The sequence below is a fragment of the Bradyrhizobium paxllaeri genome (assembly GCF_001693515.2).
Classification (GTDB): domain Bacteria; phylum Pseudomonadota; class Alphaproteobacteria; order Rhizobiales; family Xanthobacteraceae; genus Bradyrhizobium; species Bradyrhizobium paxllaeri.
In genome coordinates this window covers 6053603-6069355 of sequence record NZ_CP042968.1, presented here as the reverse complement: position 1 = coordinate 6069355, position 15753 = coordinate 6053603, and the positions used below count along the sequence as shown (strand labels likewise).

14 protein-coding genes and 1 pseudogene are annotated in these 15753 nt (G+C 62.0%); 11 read left to right on the top strand and 4 right to left on the bottom strand.

Features of this window, described 5'->3' with window-relative positions; translation table 11 throughout:
• Nucleotides 1-5 precede the first annotated feature (5 nt).
• On the bottom strand, nucleotides 6-1319 hold the full coding sequence (locus tag LMTR21_RS28990) for a phytoene desaturase family protein (RefSeq protein WP_065754294.1): 1314 nt from the start codon (nucleotides 1317-1319) through the stop codon (nucleotides 6-8).
• A 246-nt stretch (nucleotides 1320-1565) separates the two neighbouring features.
• Here LMTR21_RS28990 and LMTR21_RS28985 point away from each other — a divergent pair, with 246 nt between their 5' ends.
• On the top strand, nucleotides 1566-2201 hold the full coding sequence (locus LMTR21_RS28985; RefSeq protein WP_065754295.1) for a TetR/AcrR family transcriptional regulator: 636 nt from the start codon (nucleotides 1566-1568) through the stop codon (nucleotides 2199-2201).
• 378 nt (nucleotides 2202-2579) lie between these two features.
• On the opposite strand, the gene LMTR21_RS28980 is transcribed toward LMTR21_RS28985, so the two are convergent.
• Nucleotides 2580-3314, bottom strand: coding sequence for an SDR family NAD(P)-dependent oxidoreductase (locus LMTR21_RS28980; RefSeq protein ID WP_065754296.1), 735 nt, complete (start codon nucleotides 3312-3314; stop codon nucleotides 2580-2582).
• Nucleotides 3315-3327: 13 nt separating this feature from the next.
• Nucleotides 3328-4356, bottom strand: coding sequence for a LacI family DNA-binding transcriptional regulator (locus tag LMTR21_RS28975; protein WP_065754297.1), 1029 nt, complete (start codon nucleotides 4354-4356; stop codon nucleotides 3328-3330).
• Nucleotides 4357-4562: 206 nt separating this feature from the next.
• Between LMTR21_RS28975 and LMTR21_RS28970 the strand changes: the two genes are divergently transcribed.
• The 9 genes and pseudogenes from LMTR21_RS28970 to LMTR21_RS28930 all read left to right on the top strand — a co-directional run.
• Complete coding sequence (locus tag LMTR21_RS28970; protein ID WP_065754298.1) at nucleotides 4563-5864, top strand: ABC transporter substrate-binding protein; 1302 nt, start codon at nucleotides 4563-4565, stop codon at nucleotides 5862-5864.
• Between the two features lie 71 nt (nucleotides 5865-5935).
• Complete coding sequence (locus LMTR21_RS28965; protein ID WP_065754299.1) at nucleotides 5936-6823, top strand: carbohydrate ABC transporter permease; 888 nt, start codon at nucleotides 5936-5938, stop codon at nucleotides 6821-6823.
• Nucleotides 6824-6832: 9 nt separating this feature from the next.
• Complete coding sequence (locus LMTR21_RS28960) at nucleotides 6833-7660, top strand: carbohydrate ABC transporter permease (RefSeq protein WP_065754300.1); 828 nt, start codon at nucleotides 6833-6835, stop codon at nucleotides 7658-7660.
• 7 nt (nucleotides 7661-7667) lie between these two features.
• The gene (locus LMTR21_RS28955) at nucleotides 7668-8672 is read left to right on the top strand and encodes an alcohol dehydrogenase catalytic domain-containing protein (RefSeq protein ID WP_065754301.1); all 1005 of its coding nucleotides are present in this window, start codon (nucleotides 7668-7670) and stop codon (nucleotides 8670-8672) included.
• Nucleotides 8673-8677: 5 nt separating this feature from the next.
• Nucleotides 8678-9751 carry an ABC transporter ATP-binding protein gene (locus LMTR21_RS28950; protein WP_065754302.1) on the top strand — a complete coding sequence of 358 codons (1074 nt, stop codon included), beginning with the start codon at nucleotides 8678-8680 and terminating at the stop codon, nucleotides 9749-9751.
• On the top strand, nucleotides 9748-10707 hold the full coding sequence (locus LMTR21_RS28945) for a sugar kinase (RefSeq protein ID WP_065754303.1): 960 nt from the start codon (nucleotides 9748-9750) through the stop codon (nucleotides 10705-10707). The genes LMTR21_RS28950 and LMTR21_RS28945 overlap by 4 nt, the downstream gene beginning before the upstream one ends.
• Entirely contained in the window at nucleotides 10704-11741 is a 1038-nt protein-coding gene (locus LMTR21_RS28940) for a tagatose 1,6-diphosphate aldolase (protein ID WP_065754304.1), read from the top strand. The genes LMTR21_RS28945 and LMTR21_RS28940 overlap by 4 nt, the downstream gene beginning before the upstream one ends.
• 5 nt (nucleotides 11742-11746) lie before the next feature.
• Nucleotides 11747-12874 carry a mandelate racemase/muconate lactonizing enzyme family protein gene (locus LMTR21_RS28935; protein WP_065754516.1) on the top strand — a complete coding sequence of 376 codons (1128 nt, stop codon included), beginning with the start codon at nucleotides 11747-11749 and terminating at the stop codon, nucleotides 12872-12874.
• A 251-nt stretch (nucleotides 12875-13125) separates the two neighbouring features.
• Nucleotides 13126-13368: pseudogene (locus tag LMTR21_RS28930) on the top strand (enoyl-CoA hydratase/isomerase family protein); the annotation flags it as partial.
• A 16-nt stretch (nucleotides 13369-13384) separates the two neighbouring features.
• Here LMTR21_RS28930 and LMTR21_RS28925 read toward each other — a convergent pair.
• On the bottom strand, nucleotides 13385-14539 hold the full coding sequence (locus tag LMTR21_RS28925) for a zinc-dependent alcohol dehydrogenase (RefSeq protein WP_065754306.1): 1155 nt from the start codon (nucleotides 14537-14539) through the stop codon (nucleotides 13385-13387).
• 185 nt (nucleotides 14540-14724) lie between these two features.
• On the opposite strand from LMTR21_RS28925, the gene LMTR21_RS28920 reads away from it, so the two are divergent.
• Complete coding sequence (locus LMTR21_RS28920; protein WP_065754307.1) at nucleotides 14725-15732, top strand: ABC transporter substrate-binding protein; 1008 nt, start codon at nucleotides 14725-14727, stop codon at nucleotides 15730-15732.
• The last annotated feature ends 21 nt before the right edge of the window (nucleotides 15733-15753 follow it).

Sequence of the window (15753 nt, the reverse complement as noted above, 5' to 3'; positions counted from 1 at the left end):
CGCACTCACACCCGGCCGGCCTGCGGCATGCGCGGCCGCTGCGCCAGGATCGCATCGGTGACGATTTTTGCGGTTTCCGCGCAGGCTTGCGTACCGCCATTGCCGTATTGCTTGACGGCGTCGCCGACGCACCACAGGCCGTCGATGCCGGTCTCGCGCGGCAGGTCATATCCGGCGCAACTACGCTGGGCCGGCCAGTCGTCGCGCATGACCCGGATCGACAGGATCTTGGCCTGGGCAAAACTCGGGAACTGTTCACGCAAATCCGTCAATGCCAGTTCGACCTCGGCATCGGAATCGAAATCGCCGAGCGCGGGGATCGGCACGGCGTAGGCCACATAGAGATGCCAGCCGGGAGGCGCGAGTTCGGGGCAGGTCGCGGTGAGGTTCGCCATGTTGCAGAGCCGCCGCGTCTTGCCAAAGGTGACGATGCCGGGGTGGGAGATCAGCGGCTCCCGGCTTGCGATATTGATGACGATGTTAGCGGCCGGCCGCAGCCCGGAATTTACCTGCGCGACATAGGCGGGCGGGAAGGCGGCTTCACCGCCGAGCGCAACGGTGGCCTTCGGGCCAGCATTGCTGATGACGAGATCGGTCTCGATCCGCATCCGCTGACCGTCGCGCAGGACGGTCACGCCGTCGACGCGGCCGTCGGTCGTGTGGATCTGTACCGCCGGCGTCGACGACCAGATATCGCCGTTGTGCTTGATCGCGGTTCCGAGCGCGTTCCAGACGCCGATCGTGCCTTGCGGGCAAAAGCCAAAGCGCTTGAAGGCGCCTTTGCTCGTGAAATAGGTCAGGAACGCGCGCGCCGGCAGTTCGGCGGCGTTGCAGGCGAAGATCGCGGCACAGAGGTTGCGGAAGATGGCATGCACCGAGGCGTTGCTGGTGTAGGTCTTGAGCCAGTCCTCGGTTGATTGCCGCCCGCCGGGAAGGTTGCCGGAACGGGCGTCGGCGAATTTTTCCAGGATGCGTGAAGCCTGTTTTGTCAGTTGCCCGAGCAGCAGCGACCAGCCGCCGCGGCCGACATCGATCAGCTTGCCGTCGATAAAGAATGAGCTGGCGGGCTCTGGCGTGCGGATATCGAGGGGCGCGCCGACGGTGTTGAAGGTCTCCTCGAACACCCCGCCTAGTTCGATCGCAATCGCCCCGATATTGACGGTAAAGCCGTCGATCTGTTCGGTCGAGGCCCGCCCGCCGATCCGGTCCTTGTCGTCAACGACGACGGTATAAAGCCCGGCATGGGTCAGCCGCGCCGCGGCGCAAAGTCCGCCCGCGCCGGCCCCGATCACGACAGCATCCGCCCGAACAACCGTCATTCGACCTCCCAAAGCATGCCGCGCGGTTGACCCGGGCTGGTGTCTTCAGCAATTCCAATCTGTATATTATAATCCGACTGGCCGTTCAAATAATTTTTTGCGATAAGGGCGATATGGTCGATCGGTCGCAGGTCCGGGCCGGACCGGCGGCGGGACACAGCGTCGAGAGCTGAAAATGGGCTGCTGAATCAGCTAGGCAGTCCTTGGGAATACGAGCTAAAGCTGAATTGAAGCGGGCAAGATCTGATGGCGCGAACACGCTCTGAGAATTACGACGGCATCCATCTCGGCATATTGACCAATGCCGCGCGGCTGTTTTCGGCGCAAGGCTATATGCGTGCGTCCATCGCCGACCTTGCGGACGCCTGCAAGCTGTCGCGCGGCGCGCTCTATCATTACTTCGACTCCAAGGAAGCAATCCTGTTCGCGATCCTGGACGCCCATATCCGGGAAATGATCGATCACGTCGAAACCGCCCTGGCGGGCGGCGGTCCGACGCTGACGCAATTTCAGAACGTCATTCGCGCGATCGTCGAGGTCAACGCCAAATCGCCACACGAGCAACGCGTGCTGATTCACGACCTCTCATTCCTGAACGAGGACGAGCAGCAGGCCATCAAGAACCTCGAACGGCAGCTCGTCGACATCGTCACCGATCTCCTGGTCAGGCTCGATGCCGAGGGCAAGATCGTCAGGCGTACCAAAAAGATCTACACGATGATCCTGTTCGGCATCATCAACTACACCTACACCTGGTACGATCCCAAGGGCGGGATCGGGCCGCAAGAATTCGCCGATATGGCGGTCGAATTGTTCCTGCACGGCTTCGCGGCCGGCGACGGCGCGAAGTCGGCCGCAGCGCACCGACGAGAGAAGGCTTAGCCCGCGGGAAACATATAGCGGGTTGCGCTTGATACGGGCGCGCCGTCCGCCGTGTGATTTAGGAGATCAGTCCTTCCGACCACGTTGGCTGAAGTTAGATGAAACTTGCTTATGATGAATTGGAGCGAGAGTTAAAGTTTTTCAATTGGTTAGAAGGCGGCGTGTGCACCGGGATCAAAGAGAATCTAGCGACCGCTAAATTAGTGGAGCCGCGACTGGCATGCTTCCTCTATTGTCCTCTCGCCGCGTCCATTGACACAGCTGCTGTCTGCTCGACGATAGCACGGGCAGGGGAATGCGTTGTGGCAGCGGCGTGGAAGCGCGTTCCCCGCTGGCGCCCCGGGGTAGGGTTTTCTTCTAACGGCCAGAATTGTGGCCTCAGCCAGCGAGAAATCCGCCGTCAACGGCGACAACCGTGCCGGTCGCGTATTGCGATGCCGGCATGCAGAGAAATGCGACGGCACCCGCAATGTCCTCCGGCTGTCCCCACCGCTTGAACGCCGTGCGGTCGGCGATGCGCTGGTGATGCGCGCGATCGGAACGTCCTGCGGCATTGATCGCCGTCGCGACGTAGCCCGGTGCGACTGCATTGACGCGGATACCCTCTTCCGCCCAGGCCAGTGCCAGCGCCTTGGTCAACATGACGACGCCGCCCTTGCTTGCGCAATAAGCGGGGATGCGTGGCAGCGCGAGCGTTGCGTTCATCGACGCGATATTCACGATCGAGCCTTTGGTGCCGGCAAGCGCGGCCCGGAAGGCCGTGCAGGTACGGAACGTGCCGGTGAGGTTGACATCGAGCACCTTTATAAAAGTCTCGATCTCGAACTCCTTGTCGCGCGCCAGTATGCCGGCGCAGTTGATCAGCGCATCGACGCGTTGCTGCCGGCTCGCAAACGATGCAACCGCTTCGTCATTGGTGATGTCGAGAGGGACCAGGTCCAATCCCGGCCGCGGCCGCAGCATCGTGCGCGCGATATCGGTCTCGCTGACGCCGGTGGCGGTTACTGTTGCGCCGAGATCGCAGAACAGGTTGGCGATGGCCGCGCCGATGTCGCCGGCGCCGCCGATCACTACGGCATGGAATCCCGGAGCCAGCGCGAAAGGTGCGTTCATCGGATTGTCCCTGCTATTTGGATGATCGCGCAGGCTGCGCGGTCGACTCGCGGACGATCAGCGAATAGTCGACTTCGTGATGCATGATGGTCTGCTCGCCCGCGAGGTGGCGCACGAGGTACTCGCCGGCGCGCTGCCAGGTATCGCCGGTCGGTACATGGATGGTCGTGAGGCTGGGCCGCAAATGTCGGCTCCAGTCGAGGTCGTCGAAGCCGACTACCGACAGATCGTCGGGCACTGAAAATCCACTGCGTTCAGCTTCTAGCAGCACGCCATAGGCGATGACGTCATTGCCGCAGACCACGGCCGTCGGCCGGTCCTTGAGGCCGAGCAGGTAGCGGGCCGCTTCGCGTGCATCGTCCAGCGTGTAGGGTACTTCGACATGCCATTGCGGGGGCGTCTCGATGCCGTGTTCGGCCATCGCGCGGCGAAAGCCGGCGACGCGGGCGCTGGCCCGATCGTTGTTGCGCTGGAGTGCGGACACAATCCCGATCCGCCGATGGCCGAGTTCAATCACATGCGAGGCGGCACGGTGCGCGGCGGCTTCGTTGTCGGTGCCGACACAGGGATAGGGCCGGTCGGGGCGATAGATTCCGACATTGATGAATGGTACGGAATAGTCGGCGAGCATTTTGCGCAAGCCGTCGTGATGGCAGTCACCGCGCAACACGAGGCCGTCGACGCCGCGGCTGACAAGGTTGCGCGCCTGCTCCAGTTCGACGTCGAGGTCGTAGCCGCTCGTGGTCAGGAACAGCATGTAGCCGACGGAAGAAAGATATTTTTGCAGCGATGCGATGCCACGCGCGAACATGGTGTTGTCGATGGTCGGGACGATCGCGCCGAGCGTTCGCGAACGGCGCGATGACAGCTCGCGTGCCGGTGCGTGCGGAATATAGCCGACCGTCTCGACGGCGCGCGCGATTCGCGCCCGCAGCGGCGCGCTGACCGAATCCGGGTTGTTGAGGGCGCGCGATACCGAGGCGGTCGATACGCCGGCCTTGGCCGCTACCGCGCGAATTCCTTGTTTTGCAGATCGTTCCATCGCCACGAGCCGATTGGCATCGAAATGTAACGTTACAAAGCAAGGATGCCGGACAGCAGGCGGGATGTCTATCGATATTTGCCTTATGAGTTGTATTTTACGCTAACTTGACAGCTAGCTTCGTCGGCCTAGTATGTAACCGTTTTCAGAACAAATCCGGTTCAGCCGGAAACGGGAGCATCAGCTCCCACCAAGGGAGGAAATCGATGAAAGCCAGAGCCTTTGCGGAGCGCCTTGCGCTTGCCCTTGTCGCAGCCGGTGGTGCGGCTTCGGTGGCTTGCGCGGCCGATTTCGACTGGAAGAAATTCCAGGGCAAGACCGTCACTTTCCTCGCCAACAACAATCCGGTGTCGCAGGCGCTGCTGACGCACAAGGCCGATTTCGAGAAGCTCACCGGCATCACGCTGAAGGTCGACGGCTACCAGGAGCAGCAGATGCGGCAGCGCCTGGTGACCGTGATGAACGCGCGTAGCGACGAGGTCGACGTGTTCATGTCACTGCCGTCGCGCGAAGGCCCGCAATTCGCCGCCGCCGGCTGGTACGCCGATCTGACGGCAATGACCAAGGGCGCGGTCGCCGGCGACTACGACTATGCGGGCCTCAGCCAGGCTCTGTTGAAGGCAGCAACCTTCGACGGGAAGCTCACCAGCATGCCGATGAATATCGAGGGGCCGATCCTGTATTACCGGACCGACATCCTCAAGAAATGCGGTGTCGAGCCGCCCGCGACCATCAAGGACATCGAGCCGGCGGCGAAGAAGCTGAAGGCGTGCGACGCCAATATCACGCCATTCGTCTCACGCGGTCTGAAGCCCGCGATCGCCTATACCTTCAGCAACATGCTGCACAATATCGGCGGCAACTACATCGCCAACGGCAAATCCAGTCTCTGCTCGGCCAAGGGCAAGGAAGCGCTTGAAACCTACGCTGGCCTGCTCCGGGATTTCGGACCGCCCGGCGTCGTCAATTACAGCTTCCAGCAGATTTCAGCACTCTATCGTAGCGGTCGCGCGGCGATGTCGTTCGAATCCTCGAACGAGCTGCGTACCGTAATGGATGGTGGCGAGCGGCTAAAGGATACCGCGCTTGTTCCGTTCCCGGCCGGCGAAGCGGGCCAGGTCCCGACCGCGATCGGTTGGGGCATGGCCGTCTCCGCCCACAGCAAGCAGCCCGAGGCCGCCTGGTATTTCGTGCAATGGGCAACGAGCCCGGAGATTCAAAAGCGCATGGCACTGCAGGGGATTGCGCCGCCGCGCTCCGCCGTCGCCAACGATCCCGCGTATCGCAAGTGGATCGAGGAAGAGCCGGTGCGCAAGCAATGGCAGGCCGCGCTCGATGTGCTGGCGGCGAAGGGTTCGTCTGAGGTCGGCTATCCCATTGTTGCCAACCCGGAGTCGCGCGAATTCATCGGTCAGGCCGTGCAGGATCTGATCCTGAAGCAAAAGACCGTGGATCAGGCCTGTGCCGACGCCGACAAGGCGCTCGATGCCCTGATTGCACAGAAGTAGCCCATGACGCGTCGGCCGCCTTGTCGCGGTCGACGCTTTCGTTCCAGATTGAATCCGGGAAACATGCAGGCATGTCCGAGGCTGCCGCCGCATTGACTGAAGATCGGCAGAGGCTGGAACTGGCCGCGCTTTCGGCGCCGGCAGTGATCTTCACCGTCGCCATGATTGCATTTCCGGTCGTCTATACGATCTGGCTCGGGCTGCACAGCTTTTCGTCTACCGGCAAGCAATCCTTCGTTGGGATGGCAAACTATTCAAAGCTGCTTGGCGATACCGAATTCTGGCACGGGCTGTGGGTGACGATTGCGCTCTATGTCCTCTCGCTGGTGCTGCAACTCGTGTTCGGCGTGTGGCTGGCGCTGGTGCTGTTTCACGCCAAGCGCCTGCCAGGCATCGTGCGCTCGCTCTTCATCTCGCCCTTCATGATGCCGCCGGTGGTCGCCGGCATGATGTGGCTGGTCATTCTCGATCCGTCGCTCGGCGCCGCCAACTACATCCTGCAATCCCTCGGGCTGCCGCCATCGGAGTGGCTGGCCTCGCCGGTCTGGGTGATCCCGACGGTGGCGTTGATCGACACCTGGCAGTGGACGCCTTACGTGGCGCTGATCGTGCTGGGCGGCCTGCAGTCGCTGCCGCCAAGCGTCTATGAGGCCGCCCAGATCGATGGCGCCTCGGCATTCAGAACATTTCAGCGCATTACGCTGCCGCTGCTGCTGCCGACCATCGTCACGGCAACGATCCTGCGCAGCGTCGATCTGCTGCGCTTCTTCGACATTATCTACATCACGACGCAGGGCGGTCCCGGCAACGCGTCGAATACGCTCAACATCTACGGTTTCCGGGTCGGCTTCGAGTTCTTCAACATCGGCTATGCGAGCGCGCTGATGCTGACATTGACCGCAATCGTGTTCGGCGCGGTGCTGGCGTTCAATCGCCTGCGCGGCGCAGTGGCCTGGTGAGGTGAAGCCATGACCGACGCGCCGATCACCGATGTCTGGATACGCCGCCTCAACCTGCTTCAGCTCGTGTTCGCCGGCATCATCGTCCTGACGCCTACCCTCTGGATGGTGCTGTCCTCGCTCAAGCCGTCATTCGAGGTTACCGCCTATCCGCCGACCCTGATATTCGCGCCGACGCTCGAGAACTATGCGCAACTCACGAAAACGACACCCTTCCTGAGCTACGCGATCAACAGCCTGATCGTCACCATCGGCTCGACCGCTCTCGGCCTGTTGTTCGGAATTCCAGCGGCGTTCGCGGTATCGTGGACGCGCATTTCATGGCCGGCGATATTGACGCTGGCGGCGCGGATGGCGCCCGGCACGCTGTTCTTGCTGCCGTGGTATGTGATGTTTCGCCAGGTCGGCATGATCGGCTCCTACACCGCGCTGATCCTGAGCCATGCCGTCATCACGCTTCCGATCGTTATATGGGTGCTGTTGCCGTCGTTCGACGCAATCCCGCGCAGCGTCTTCGAGGCAGCTCAAGTCGATGGCTGCAGTGTCACGCGCATTCTCTGGCGGATTGCGCTGCCGCTGGTCGCCTCCGGCGTGGCGGTGGCGTCCATCCTGGCCTTTGTGTTTTCCTGGAACTACTTCCTGTTCGCGCTGGTGCTCTCGAACGGCGACAGCAAGACGCTGATTGCGGCCGCCTTCAACTTTATTGGTGAGGGATCGACGCAATGGGGTGCGTTGATGGCCGCGGCGACGCTGATCGCGCTGCCGCCACTGATCCTGGCTGCGCTCGTTCAGCGCTGGCTGGTATCCGGACTGACGCTTGGCGCAGTGAAAGGCTAGGGATTGGATGACCGTCGTTCCGCTAACCAATTCGATCATGCAGGCTGCCGTGTTCCACGGCTCCGACCGTATCACCATCGAGCGTATCGCAATGCCGGAGGTGGCGGCCGGCGAGGTGCTGGTGCGCGTCTCGCGAACGGCGCTGTGCGGCTCCGATTTCAAGCTCTGGCACAAGGGCGCCGAGTTCACCGCCGGTCACGAGATTTTTGGCGTGGTCGAGCAGCCCGGCCATCGCATGCACGGCAAGCGGTGTGTCGTCTACATTCCGCTGCATTGCGACCGCTGCGCGGCGTGCCAGCGCGGCGATACGCAGATGTGCCTGGAGATATCGAGTCTGATCGGCTGGAACAGGCCCGGCGGTTACGCCGAATATGTGCCGGTTCCTGAAAACTGCCTGCTGCCGGTGCCTGACGATATCGAAGACAGCCTGGCGCCGCTGCTGCTCGACGTGATCGGCACGTCAGGTCATGCCGTGCGTTTTGTCAGCCGGATCGTGCCGCCGCAGGAGGCCGGCCCAGTTCTGGTGATGGGCGCAGGGCCGGTTGGACTTGGCGTGGTGCTGGCGCTCCGCAGCCTCGGTCATCGCGATATTCATGTTGCCGATCCCAATGCGGCGCGCCTCAAGATCGCGCTGTCCTTCGGCGCAAAGGCGCATCCGGTCGGTGACACCTCGCGGCGATTTGCGCTGATCATGGAGTGCTCGGGCGCGCATGCGGCGCGCAATCTCGGCATTGAGCTCGTTCTGCCGCGCGGGGCCCTGGTACTGGTCGGCGAGAACGCCGCGCCCTGGACCATCGAGGAGGGCAAGGTGTTCCGGCGCAAGGATTTCTACATGATCCGCACCTTCTATTTTCCGGTCAGCGATTTCGAGCCGAACGTGGCCCTGCTGCGCCAGTGTAGGGAGGAATATCGCGTGCTGGTCGACGGCGAATTCGGACTCGCGGCGCTCCCGGAAAACTTTGCGCGGTTCGCCCAAGGCGAATTGATCAAGCCCGTGCTGGCGCTGGACTAGCGGTCATGGCCTCGATCTCGATCCGCAATCTTGTGAAGCGCTACGGCAACTTCACCGTCATTCCCGATCTCAATCTCGAGATCGCGGACCACGAGTTCGTCGTTTTTGTCGGTCCGTCCGGCTGCGGCAAGTCGACCTTGCTGCGGATCATCGCCGGGCTTGAACCGATCAGCTCCGGCGAGCTCTATATCGGTGCCAATCGCGTCAACGGCGTTCCCGCCGCCCAACGCGACATCGCCATGGTATTCCAGGACTACGCGCTCTATCCGCACATGCGGGTCTACGAGAACATGTCCTTTGCGCTCGAATTGCGCGGCACGCCGAAGGCCGAGATCGATGCACGGGTCAAGCGCGCGGCGGCGTTGCTGCATATCGAACCCTATCTCGACCGCAAGCCCAAGGAGTTGTCGGGCGGCCAGCGGCAGCGCGTGGCGATGGGCCGCGCGATCGTGCGCAATCCAAAGGCCTTTCTGTTCGACGAGCCGCTTTCCAATCTCGATGCCAAACTGCGCGGGCAGGTGCGTGCCGAGATCAAGGCGCTGTCGCAGCAACTCAAGACCACGATGGTTTTCGTCACGCACGACCAGATCGAAGCCATGACCATGGCGGACCGTATCGTGGTGATGCAGAGCGGCACGGTTCAGCAGTACGACACGCCGGAGACGGTCTACGAGCGACCCTCCAACCAGTTCGTCGCCGGCTTCATCGGTTCGCCGGCGATGAACTTCTTTCAGGTCGAACAGCGCGGCGAGCAGATCGTCTTTTCGCAAGGAGGCACTGACGCGCCGCTGGATGCGGAGAGCCGGAACCTGTTGCGCAAGGCTGGGCATGGCGTGCTCGGTATTCGCCCCGAGCATTTTTCGGTGGCCGCGGACGCGGCCGGAGCCGCGGCTGTGACGGTTAATCTGGTTGAGCCCCTTGGCTCGGATACGCTGATTCACTTTGATCTGGCCGGCGCATCGGCGATCGCGCGGGTCGATCCCTTGCTGCGGCCCAAGGTCGGCGATCGTCTCAACTTGCGCCCACAGCCCGGCAAGACGCATCTGTTCGACAGCACCAGTGGCCAGGTGCTGCGGTGAACGAGCCCACCAATCCCGCGACACGAACGAAACTGGCCGACATGGCCGTCAAGGCGAAGCGCGCGCGTGTGATCTGCCTCGGTCTCTCGGCGCTCGATCAGATCTGGCGCGTCGACCGGAGGTTTTCAGGCGAGAGCGAGAAGATCAGGAGTCTCGACTATTCCACACTCGGCGGTGGCATGGCTGCCAACGCTGCGGTCGCCATCGCGCGCCTCGGCGGCTCCGCTGCCTTCTGGGGCCGTGGCGGCGAGGATGCGGCCGGGCATGAGATGCGGTCAGCGCTGTCAGTCGAAGGAATAGATGTCACGAATTTCAAACTGTTTCCGGAAGGCCGCTCATCCGTCTCGGGCGTGATCGTCGACAGGTCCGGTGAACGTCAGATCGCGAATTTTCGTGGAGCCTATCCCGAGCCGGCCGATTGGCTGCCGCTCGATGCCGTTGCAGGCGCTACCGCCGTGCTGGCTGATCCGCGCTGGCCCGAGGGAGCCGTTGCCCTGTTCGGAAAAGCGCGCGCATTGGGTATTCCGACCATCCTCGACGGCGATGTTGCGGACGCCACCATTTTCGAGCGCCTGCTGCCGCTCACCGATCACGCCGTCTTCTCCGAGCCCGCGCTTGCCGCATTCATTGGCTCTGCCAGCGACGCCTCGCTGGCGAAACTTGCGCGCTTCAACTGCCGCGTCGTCGCGGTCACCCGCGGACATGAAGGGGTGAGCTGGTGCGAAAACGGCAGTCTGCAAGAGCAAGCCGCATTCCCCGCCAGGGTCGTCGACACGACGGGGGCGGGCGATGTCTTCCACGGCGCTTATGCCCTTGCGGTCGGTGTAGGTCTCGCTGTGCACGACGCCATGGCGTTCGCTGCTGCCACCGCGGCTTTGAAATGTGAGCATGCGGGCGGACGCGCCGGAATTCCCTCCATCGAAAATTGTCTTGCATTCATGAGGACGAACCAATGAGAACAATTGGAAAGAACCGCGGGCTTGCGCGTCTGGCCGATGCGGACGGGCACTTTCGCATGGTCGCACTCGACCAGCGGCCGCCGCTGTTTGATGCCATCGCCCAAGCGAAAGGCATCTCCAGGGAACAGGTTGAATATGCCGATGTGACCGCGGCCAAGCGACTTCTGGTCGAGGCGCTGGCGCCACACTGCAGCTCGATGCTGTTTGATCCGAATTTTGCGGTGCCGGCGGCCATCGACTTGCTGCCGGCCCGTTGCGGCCTCATCATGACGCTCGAGGAGCACCGCGTCGAGGAAAGTCCGGGTGGCCGCAAGTCGCGGGCAATCACCGATTGGAGCGTGGAGAAGATCCGTGCCATCGGCGGTGACGCGGTCAAGGTGCTGGCCTGGTACCGGCCGGATGCCGCTTCTACCGTCAACGAACATCAGAAGCGCTTCGTGCGGGCGGTCGGCGAGGAATGCGCCCGTCACGACATCCCCTATGTGCTCGAACTGCTGGTTTACCCTTTCCTCGGCAGTGCCAACCACACCGCCGACTATGTGGAATCGCCGGGCAAGCTGCCGAAGCTTGTCATCGACAGCGTCGAGGAGTTTGCGAAATCCGAATATGGCGTCGATCTCTTGAAACTCGAAAGTCCGCTTGCGGCCAATAGCCTGCCGCCGCGCGATGGAAGTGCGGCGTCGAAAGCCGCGCAAAAGGAGTTCGAGGCGATCGGTAACATCTGCCGCCAACGCAACATCCCTTGGGTGTTGCTATCGGGCGGTGCGGCGCCGGAGAAATTCGAGCGCGTGCTGGACTTCGCCTACGCCGCTGGCGCGGGCGGCTTTCTGGCTGGCCGCACGATCTGGCTCGATGCCGTGCGCAGCCATTTCCCTGACCGCGCCGCAGTCGCCGCCAGCCTGCGCAAGGATGGTGTCGGTGTGCTCGAACGGCTCAACTCGCTGACCAAGGAGAAAGCAAACGCCTGGACGGCGCGCTTTCCGGCCTTCAGCGAAATCAGGCAGGAAGGCGATTTCGCGCGCGCGTATTGATTGAGATGACTTTGCAAACATTCACCATCCAGAGCGTTCAGGCGTTCTGCTATCGCTACCCGTTGTCCACACCGGTCGTTACGTCCTTCGGCAAGATGCTGGACAGGCCGGCAGTATTCGTTCGCGTGGAAGACACGGACGGCAATGCTGGCTGGGGCGAGGTCTGGTCGAACTTTCCATCCACCGGCGCCGAGCATCGGACGCGGCTCGTCAACGAGGTTCTTGCCCCGTCGACATGCGGACGCACTGTCGGCGCACCCCACGAAATCTTCGAGGCCCTGACACAGGGCACCTCTGTACTGGCGCTGCAATCCGGCGAGCCTGGCCCGTTCGCGCAGGCGATCGCCGGAATTGATCTTGCAATCTGGGATCTGTACGCGCGGCGACGGAAGCAGCCACTCTGGCGAATGCTCGGTGGCAACAGCAAGACGATCCGAGCTTACGCCAGCGGGATTAATCCGACGGGGTCGCGGCAAACGGCCGAAGCGGCCTTCAAACGCGGGCATCGCGCACTGAAATTAAAGGTCGGCTTCGAACCGGCGACAGATCGTGCCAACCTGGTAGCGCTGCGTGACCTCGTCGGCGACGGCGTGCTGGCGGTGGATGCCAATCAGGGCTGGTCGTTGGCTCGCGCGCTGGAGATGGCGCCATATCTCCGCGAGTTCGATCTTGCCTGGCTGGAAGAGCCGATCCGAGCCGATCGGCCATGGCGGGAATGGCAGCAGCTGCGCGAAAACATCGGCATCCCGCTGGCGGCCGGAGAGAACATCGCAAGCCGCGCTGGTTTTGAGCATGTCCTCGGCGACGACGTGTTGCGGGTTGTTCAGCCCGACATCGCCAAATGGGGTGGTCTGACGATGTGCCTGGGCGTCGCACGCGACATCCTGGCAGCCGGCAAGACCTTCTGTCCACACTATCTCGGCGGTGGGATTGGCCTACTGGCGTCGGCGCATCTGCTTGCCGGGATCGGCGGCGCCGGGCTGCTGGAAGTCGATTCAAATGACAATGTGTTGCGCGATCGCCTTTGCGGACCGCTCGTCAACGTGACAGACGGAACTGTAACCTTGAGCGAGGATCCTGGATTAGGAAGCGAGCCGGATCTGAGTTTTATCGAGCGGTACCGGACAGCCTGATCCGGCGGGGCGCATCCAAGAGTGAATGCTCAACGCTATGAAGATGTCGACCGAACGTGGAATCGATCGCAGTAGTGGAGCGCTCGCGCCCGATGTGCCTGCGATCTGACACACTCCAGTCGGCTAGCTATGTGATCCACGTTCGTCATGTCCCTCACGCTCTATTGAGGTGTTTCCCTGGCTACGCTCACGCATGCGGTGCATGTGATTTACGCCGCGAAGCGCTGGATCAACACATTCCAATCAAACGGGGCCTTGCCAATGAGGTCGTGCGGGGGGCTGAGCTGATGGGACCGGCGCGCGAGATCGCGGCCAACGCGCCGCTGGCGGTTCAGGCCGCCAAGCGCATGATGCGAATGGGGCTCAACGAAACGTTCCCCGATCATGTGCATCGCGTCTATCTGCAGCTCCTGCCGCTGTTCAAGACGCAGGACATGCAGGAAGGCATCAAGGCGTTCATGGAAAAGCGAGAACCGAAGTTCGAAGGGCGGTGAGCGCTGCCGCCCCGTGCTATTCGGCTGCCGTTCTTGTGACCGCATCCGCTTTCCGATTGGTGACAACGACCTTGATCGCATCTTCGACGCGCTCGCGGGCATATCGCAGCGCAGTCGGTAGGTCGGTCAGCGGAAATGTGTGGGTGTGGATCTTGGTCGCGTCGAAGCGCTTCTCCGCCATCAGCGCCATGGCACGGCGGGTGGCGCTGCGACCTTCGCCACGGATTCCGTAGGCATAGATATTGTTCTTCACGAGATGTGCGAGATCCATCACGACCGGATCGTGTGGAAATGCGGCGAGACATATCTTCCCGCCGCGATTGGTCATGTGAATGGCCTGGTTGATTGTCGCCTCGTTGCCGGCACATTCGACCACATAGTCTGCGCCGATGCCGCCGGTGAGCTGTTTGACAACCGCAACCGCGTCTTCGTCGTTGATATTGATAACGCGGTCGGCCCCGAGTTCGCGGCCGATCGCGAGCCTGCCGTTGCGCGTTCCGGTCAGAATGACCGGACTGGCGCCCAGCGCCTTTGCGACGGCCACTGCGAGTAGTCCGATCGGTCCCGGACCGATCACCACGACGCTCTCGCCGGCAACCAATCCCCCCAACTCTGTCAGCCCATACATCGAGGTGCCTGCGGTAACCACGAGCGTTGCCTCGGCGTCGCTCATGGTGTCGGGCACCCGCGCCAGCGTATTGATGTGATTGACGGCGTATTCGGCAAAACCGCCGTCCGTCGTGAAACCGTTCGCGCGATGGCCCTTGTCCGGCTTCCCGTAGTTCAGGCATGACGTGTACATGCCCTGGCGGCAGCGCTTGCACTGGCCGCAGCCGGCGTGGATCTCCACGCTGATCCGCTCTCCGATCTGGAATTCGTCGACGTCGGGCCCTAGCGCCGCGACTGTACCCATATATTCGTGGCCCGGCGTGAAATTTCTGTTGAAGGGCAGGCCGCCCTGGATGCTGGCCGGTGAACCTGAATGAATGATTTCGAGATCGGTGGCACATATCGCAACGGCATCAATCCGGACCAGCACTTCGGCGCGCGCGGGAACGGGTACCGGCTTTTCCCGCAGTTCAAGTTGATCCGGATCGCCCAGCACCCAGGCCTTCATCCGATTGGGAATGGGAAAGTCCGGCGAGGTCTTTACGCCTGAAGGTTGATACATGAGCGTCTCCTCTCGCGCCGGATGCTACCGGAAATCTCCGGCCGACGAAATTGCTGGATGACGACGCGCTGCCGGGTTTGCTGCATAGCAAAATGCTTCGTCGCAAAACCTTCATACGCGGCCTATACTTGCACTCCGGTTGGTGTTGAAATCCTCAACTGCCACTTTTGAAGCTGGAGTGACCCATGAAGATCGCCCGTTTTGCTCTTGCCTTGCTGGCGCTAACACTGATCGCGCCCTGGCAATCCGCCAAAGCGGCCGACGTCATTTGCTACAATTGCCCGCCGGAATGGGCGGACTGGGCTTCCATGCTCAAGGCGATCAAGGCTGATCTCAACTACGACATCCCGCACGACAACAAAAATTCAGGCCAGGCACTGGCGCAGATTCTCGCCGAGAAGAACAACCCGGTCGGCGATATCGGTTATTTCGGTGTCACCTTCGGCATGAAGGCCAAGGCGCAGGACGCACTCGAGCCCTACAAACCGGCCAAATCGGATCAGGTCTCCGCCGGCCTGAAGGATGCCGATGGTTACTGGACCACGATTCATTCCGGTACGCTCGGCCTGTTCGTGAACAAGGATGCGCTCGGCGGCAAGCCGGTACCGGCCTGCTGGAAGGATCTCCTGAAGCCTGACTATAAGGGCATGGTCGGCTATCTCGATCCGTCGTCGGCCGCGGTCGGCTATGTCGGCGCGGTTGCGGTCAATCTGGCGCTCGGCGGTTCCGAAGCAAACTTCGATCCCGCCATCAAGTTCTTCAAGGATCTACGCAAGAACGATCCGATCGTTCCCAAGCAGACTTCCTACGCCCGCGTCGTCTCCGGCGAGATGCCGATCCTGTTCGACTATGATTTCAACGCCTATCGCGCGAAATACTCGGAGAAGGGAAATTTTGAGTTCGTGATCCCCTGCGAGGGATCGGTGGTGTTTCCGTATGTCGTCGGCCTCGTCAAGAATGCGCCCAACAAGGAGAAGGCCAAGAAGGTGCTGGACTATCTCCTGTCCGACAAGGGCCAGGCGATCTGGACCAATGCCTATCTCCGTCCGGCGAGGCCGATCGAACTGCCCGAAGCCGTAAAGAAGAAGTTCCTGCCTGACAGCGATTACGCGCGCGCGAAGAATGTCGACTGGGGGCAGATGGAAAACATGCAAAAAGGCTTCGTCGACCGCTATCTCGCCGAGGTCCGCTAAGGCAATATGACGCCTCTCGCC

Coding starts and splice junctions, on each gene's coding strand:
- LMTR21_RS28950 (WP_065754302.1), top strand. CDS start 8,678: ATGGCCTCGATCTCGATCCGCAATCTTGTGAAGCGCTACGGCAACTTC.
- LMTR21_RS28990 (WP_065754294.1), bottom strand. CDS start 1,319: ATGACGGTTGTTCGGGCGGATGCTGTCGTGATCGGGGCCGGCGCGGGC.
- LMTR21_RS28935 (WP_065754516.1), top strand. CDS start 11,747: ATGACTTTGCAAACATTCACCATCCAGAGCGTTCAGGCGTTCTGCTAT.
- LMTR21_RS28955 (WP_065754301.1), top strand. CDS start 7,668: ATGACCGTCGTTCCGCTAACCAATTCGATCATGCAGGCTGCCGTGTTC.
- LMTR21_RS28970 (WP_065754298.1), top strand. CDS start 4,563: ATGAAAGCCAGAGCCTTTGCGGAGCGCCTTGCGCTTGCCCTTGTCGCA.
- LMTR21_RS28960 (WP_065754300.1), top strand. CDS start 6,833: ATGACCGACGCGCCGATCACCGATGTCTGGATACGCCGCCTCAACCTG.
- LMTR21_RS28975 (WP_065754297.1), bottom strand. CDS start 4,356: ATGGAACGATCTGCAAAACAAGGAATTCGCGCGGTAGCGGCCAAGGCC.
- LMTR21_RS28925 (WP_065754306.1), bottom strand. CDS start 14,539: ATGTATCAACCTTCAGGCGTAAAGACCTCGCCGGACTTTCCCATTCCC.
- LMTR21_RS28985 (WP_065754295.1), top strand. CDS start 1,566: ATGGCGCGAACACGCTCTGAGAATTACGACGGCATCCATCTCGGCATA.
- LMTR21_RS28980 (WP_065754296.1), bottom strand. CDS start 3,314: ATGAACGCACCTTTCGCGCTGGCTCCGGGATTCCATGCCGTAGTGATC.
- LMTR21_RS28940 (WP_065754304.1), top strand. CDS start 10,704: ATGAGAACAATTGGAAAGAACCGCGGGCTTGCGCGTCTGGCCGATGCG.
- LMTR21_RS28965 (WP_065754299.1), top strand. CDS start 5,936: ATGTCCGAGGCTGCCGCCGCATTGACTGAAGATCGGCAGAGGCTGGAA.
- LMTR21_RS28920 (WP_065754307.1), top strand. CDS start 14,725: ATGAAGATCGCCCGTTTTGCTCTTGCCTTGCTGGCGCTAACACTGATC.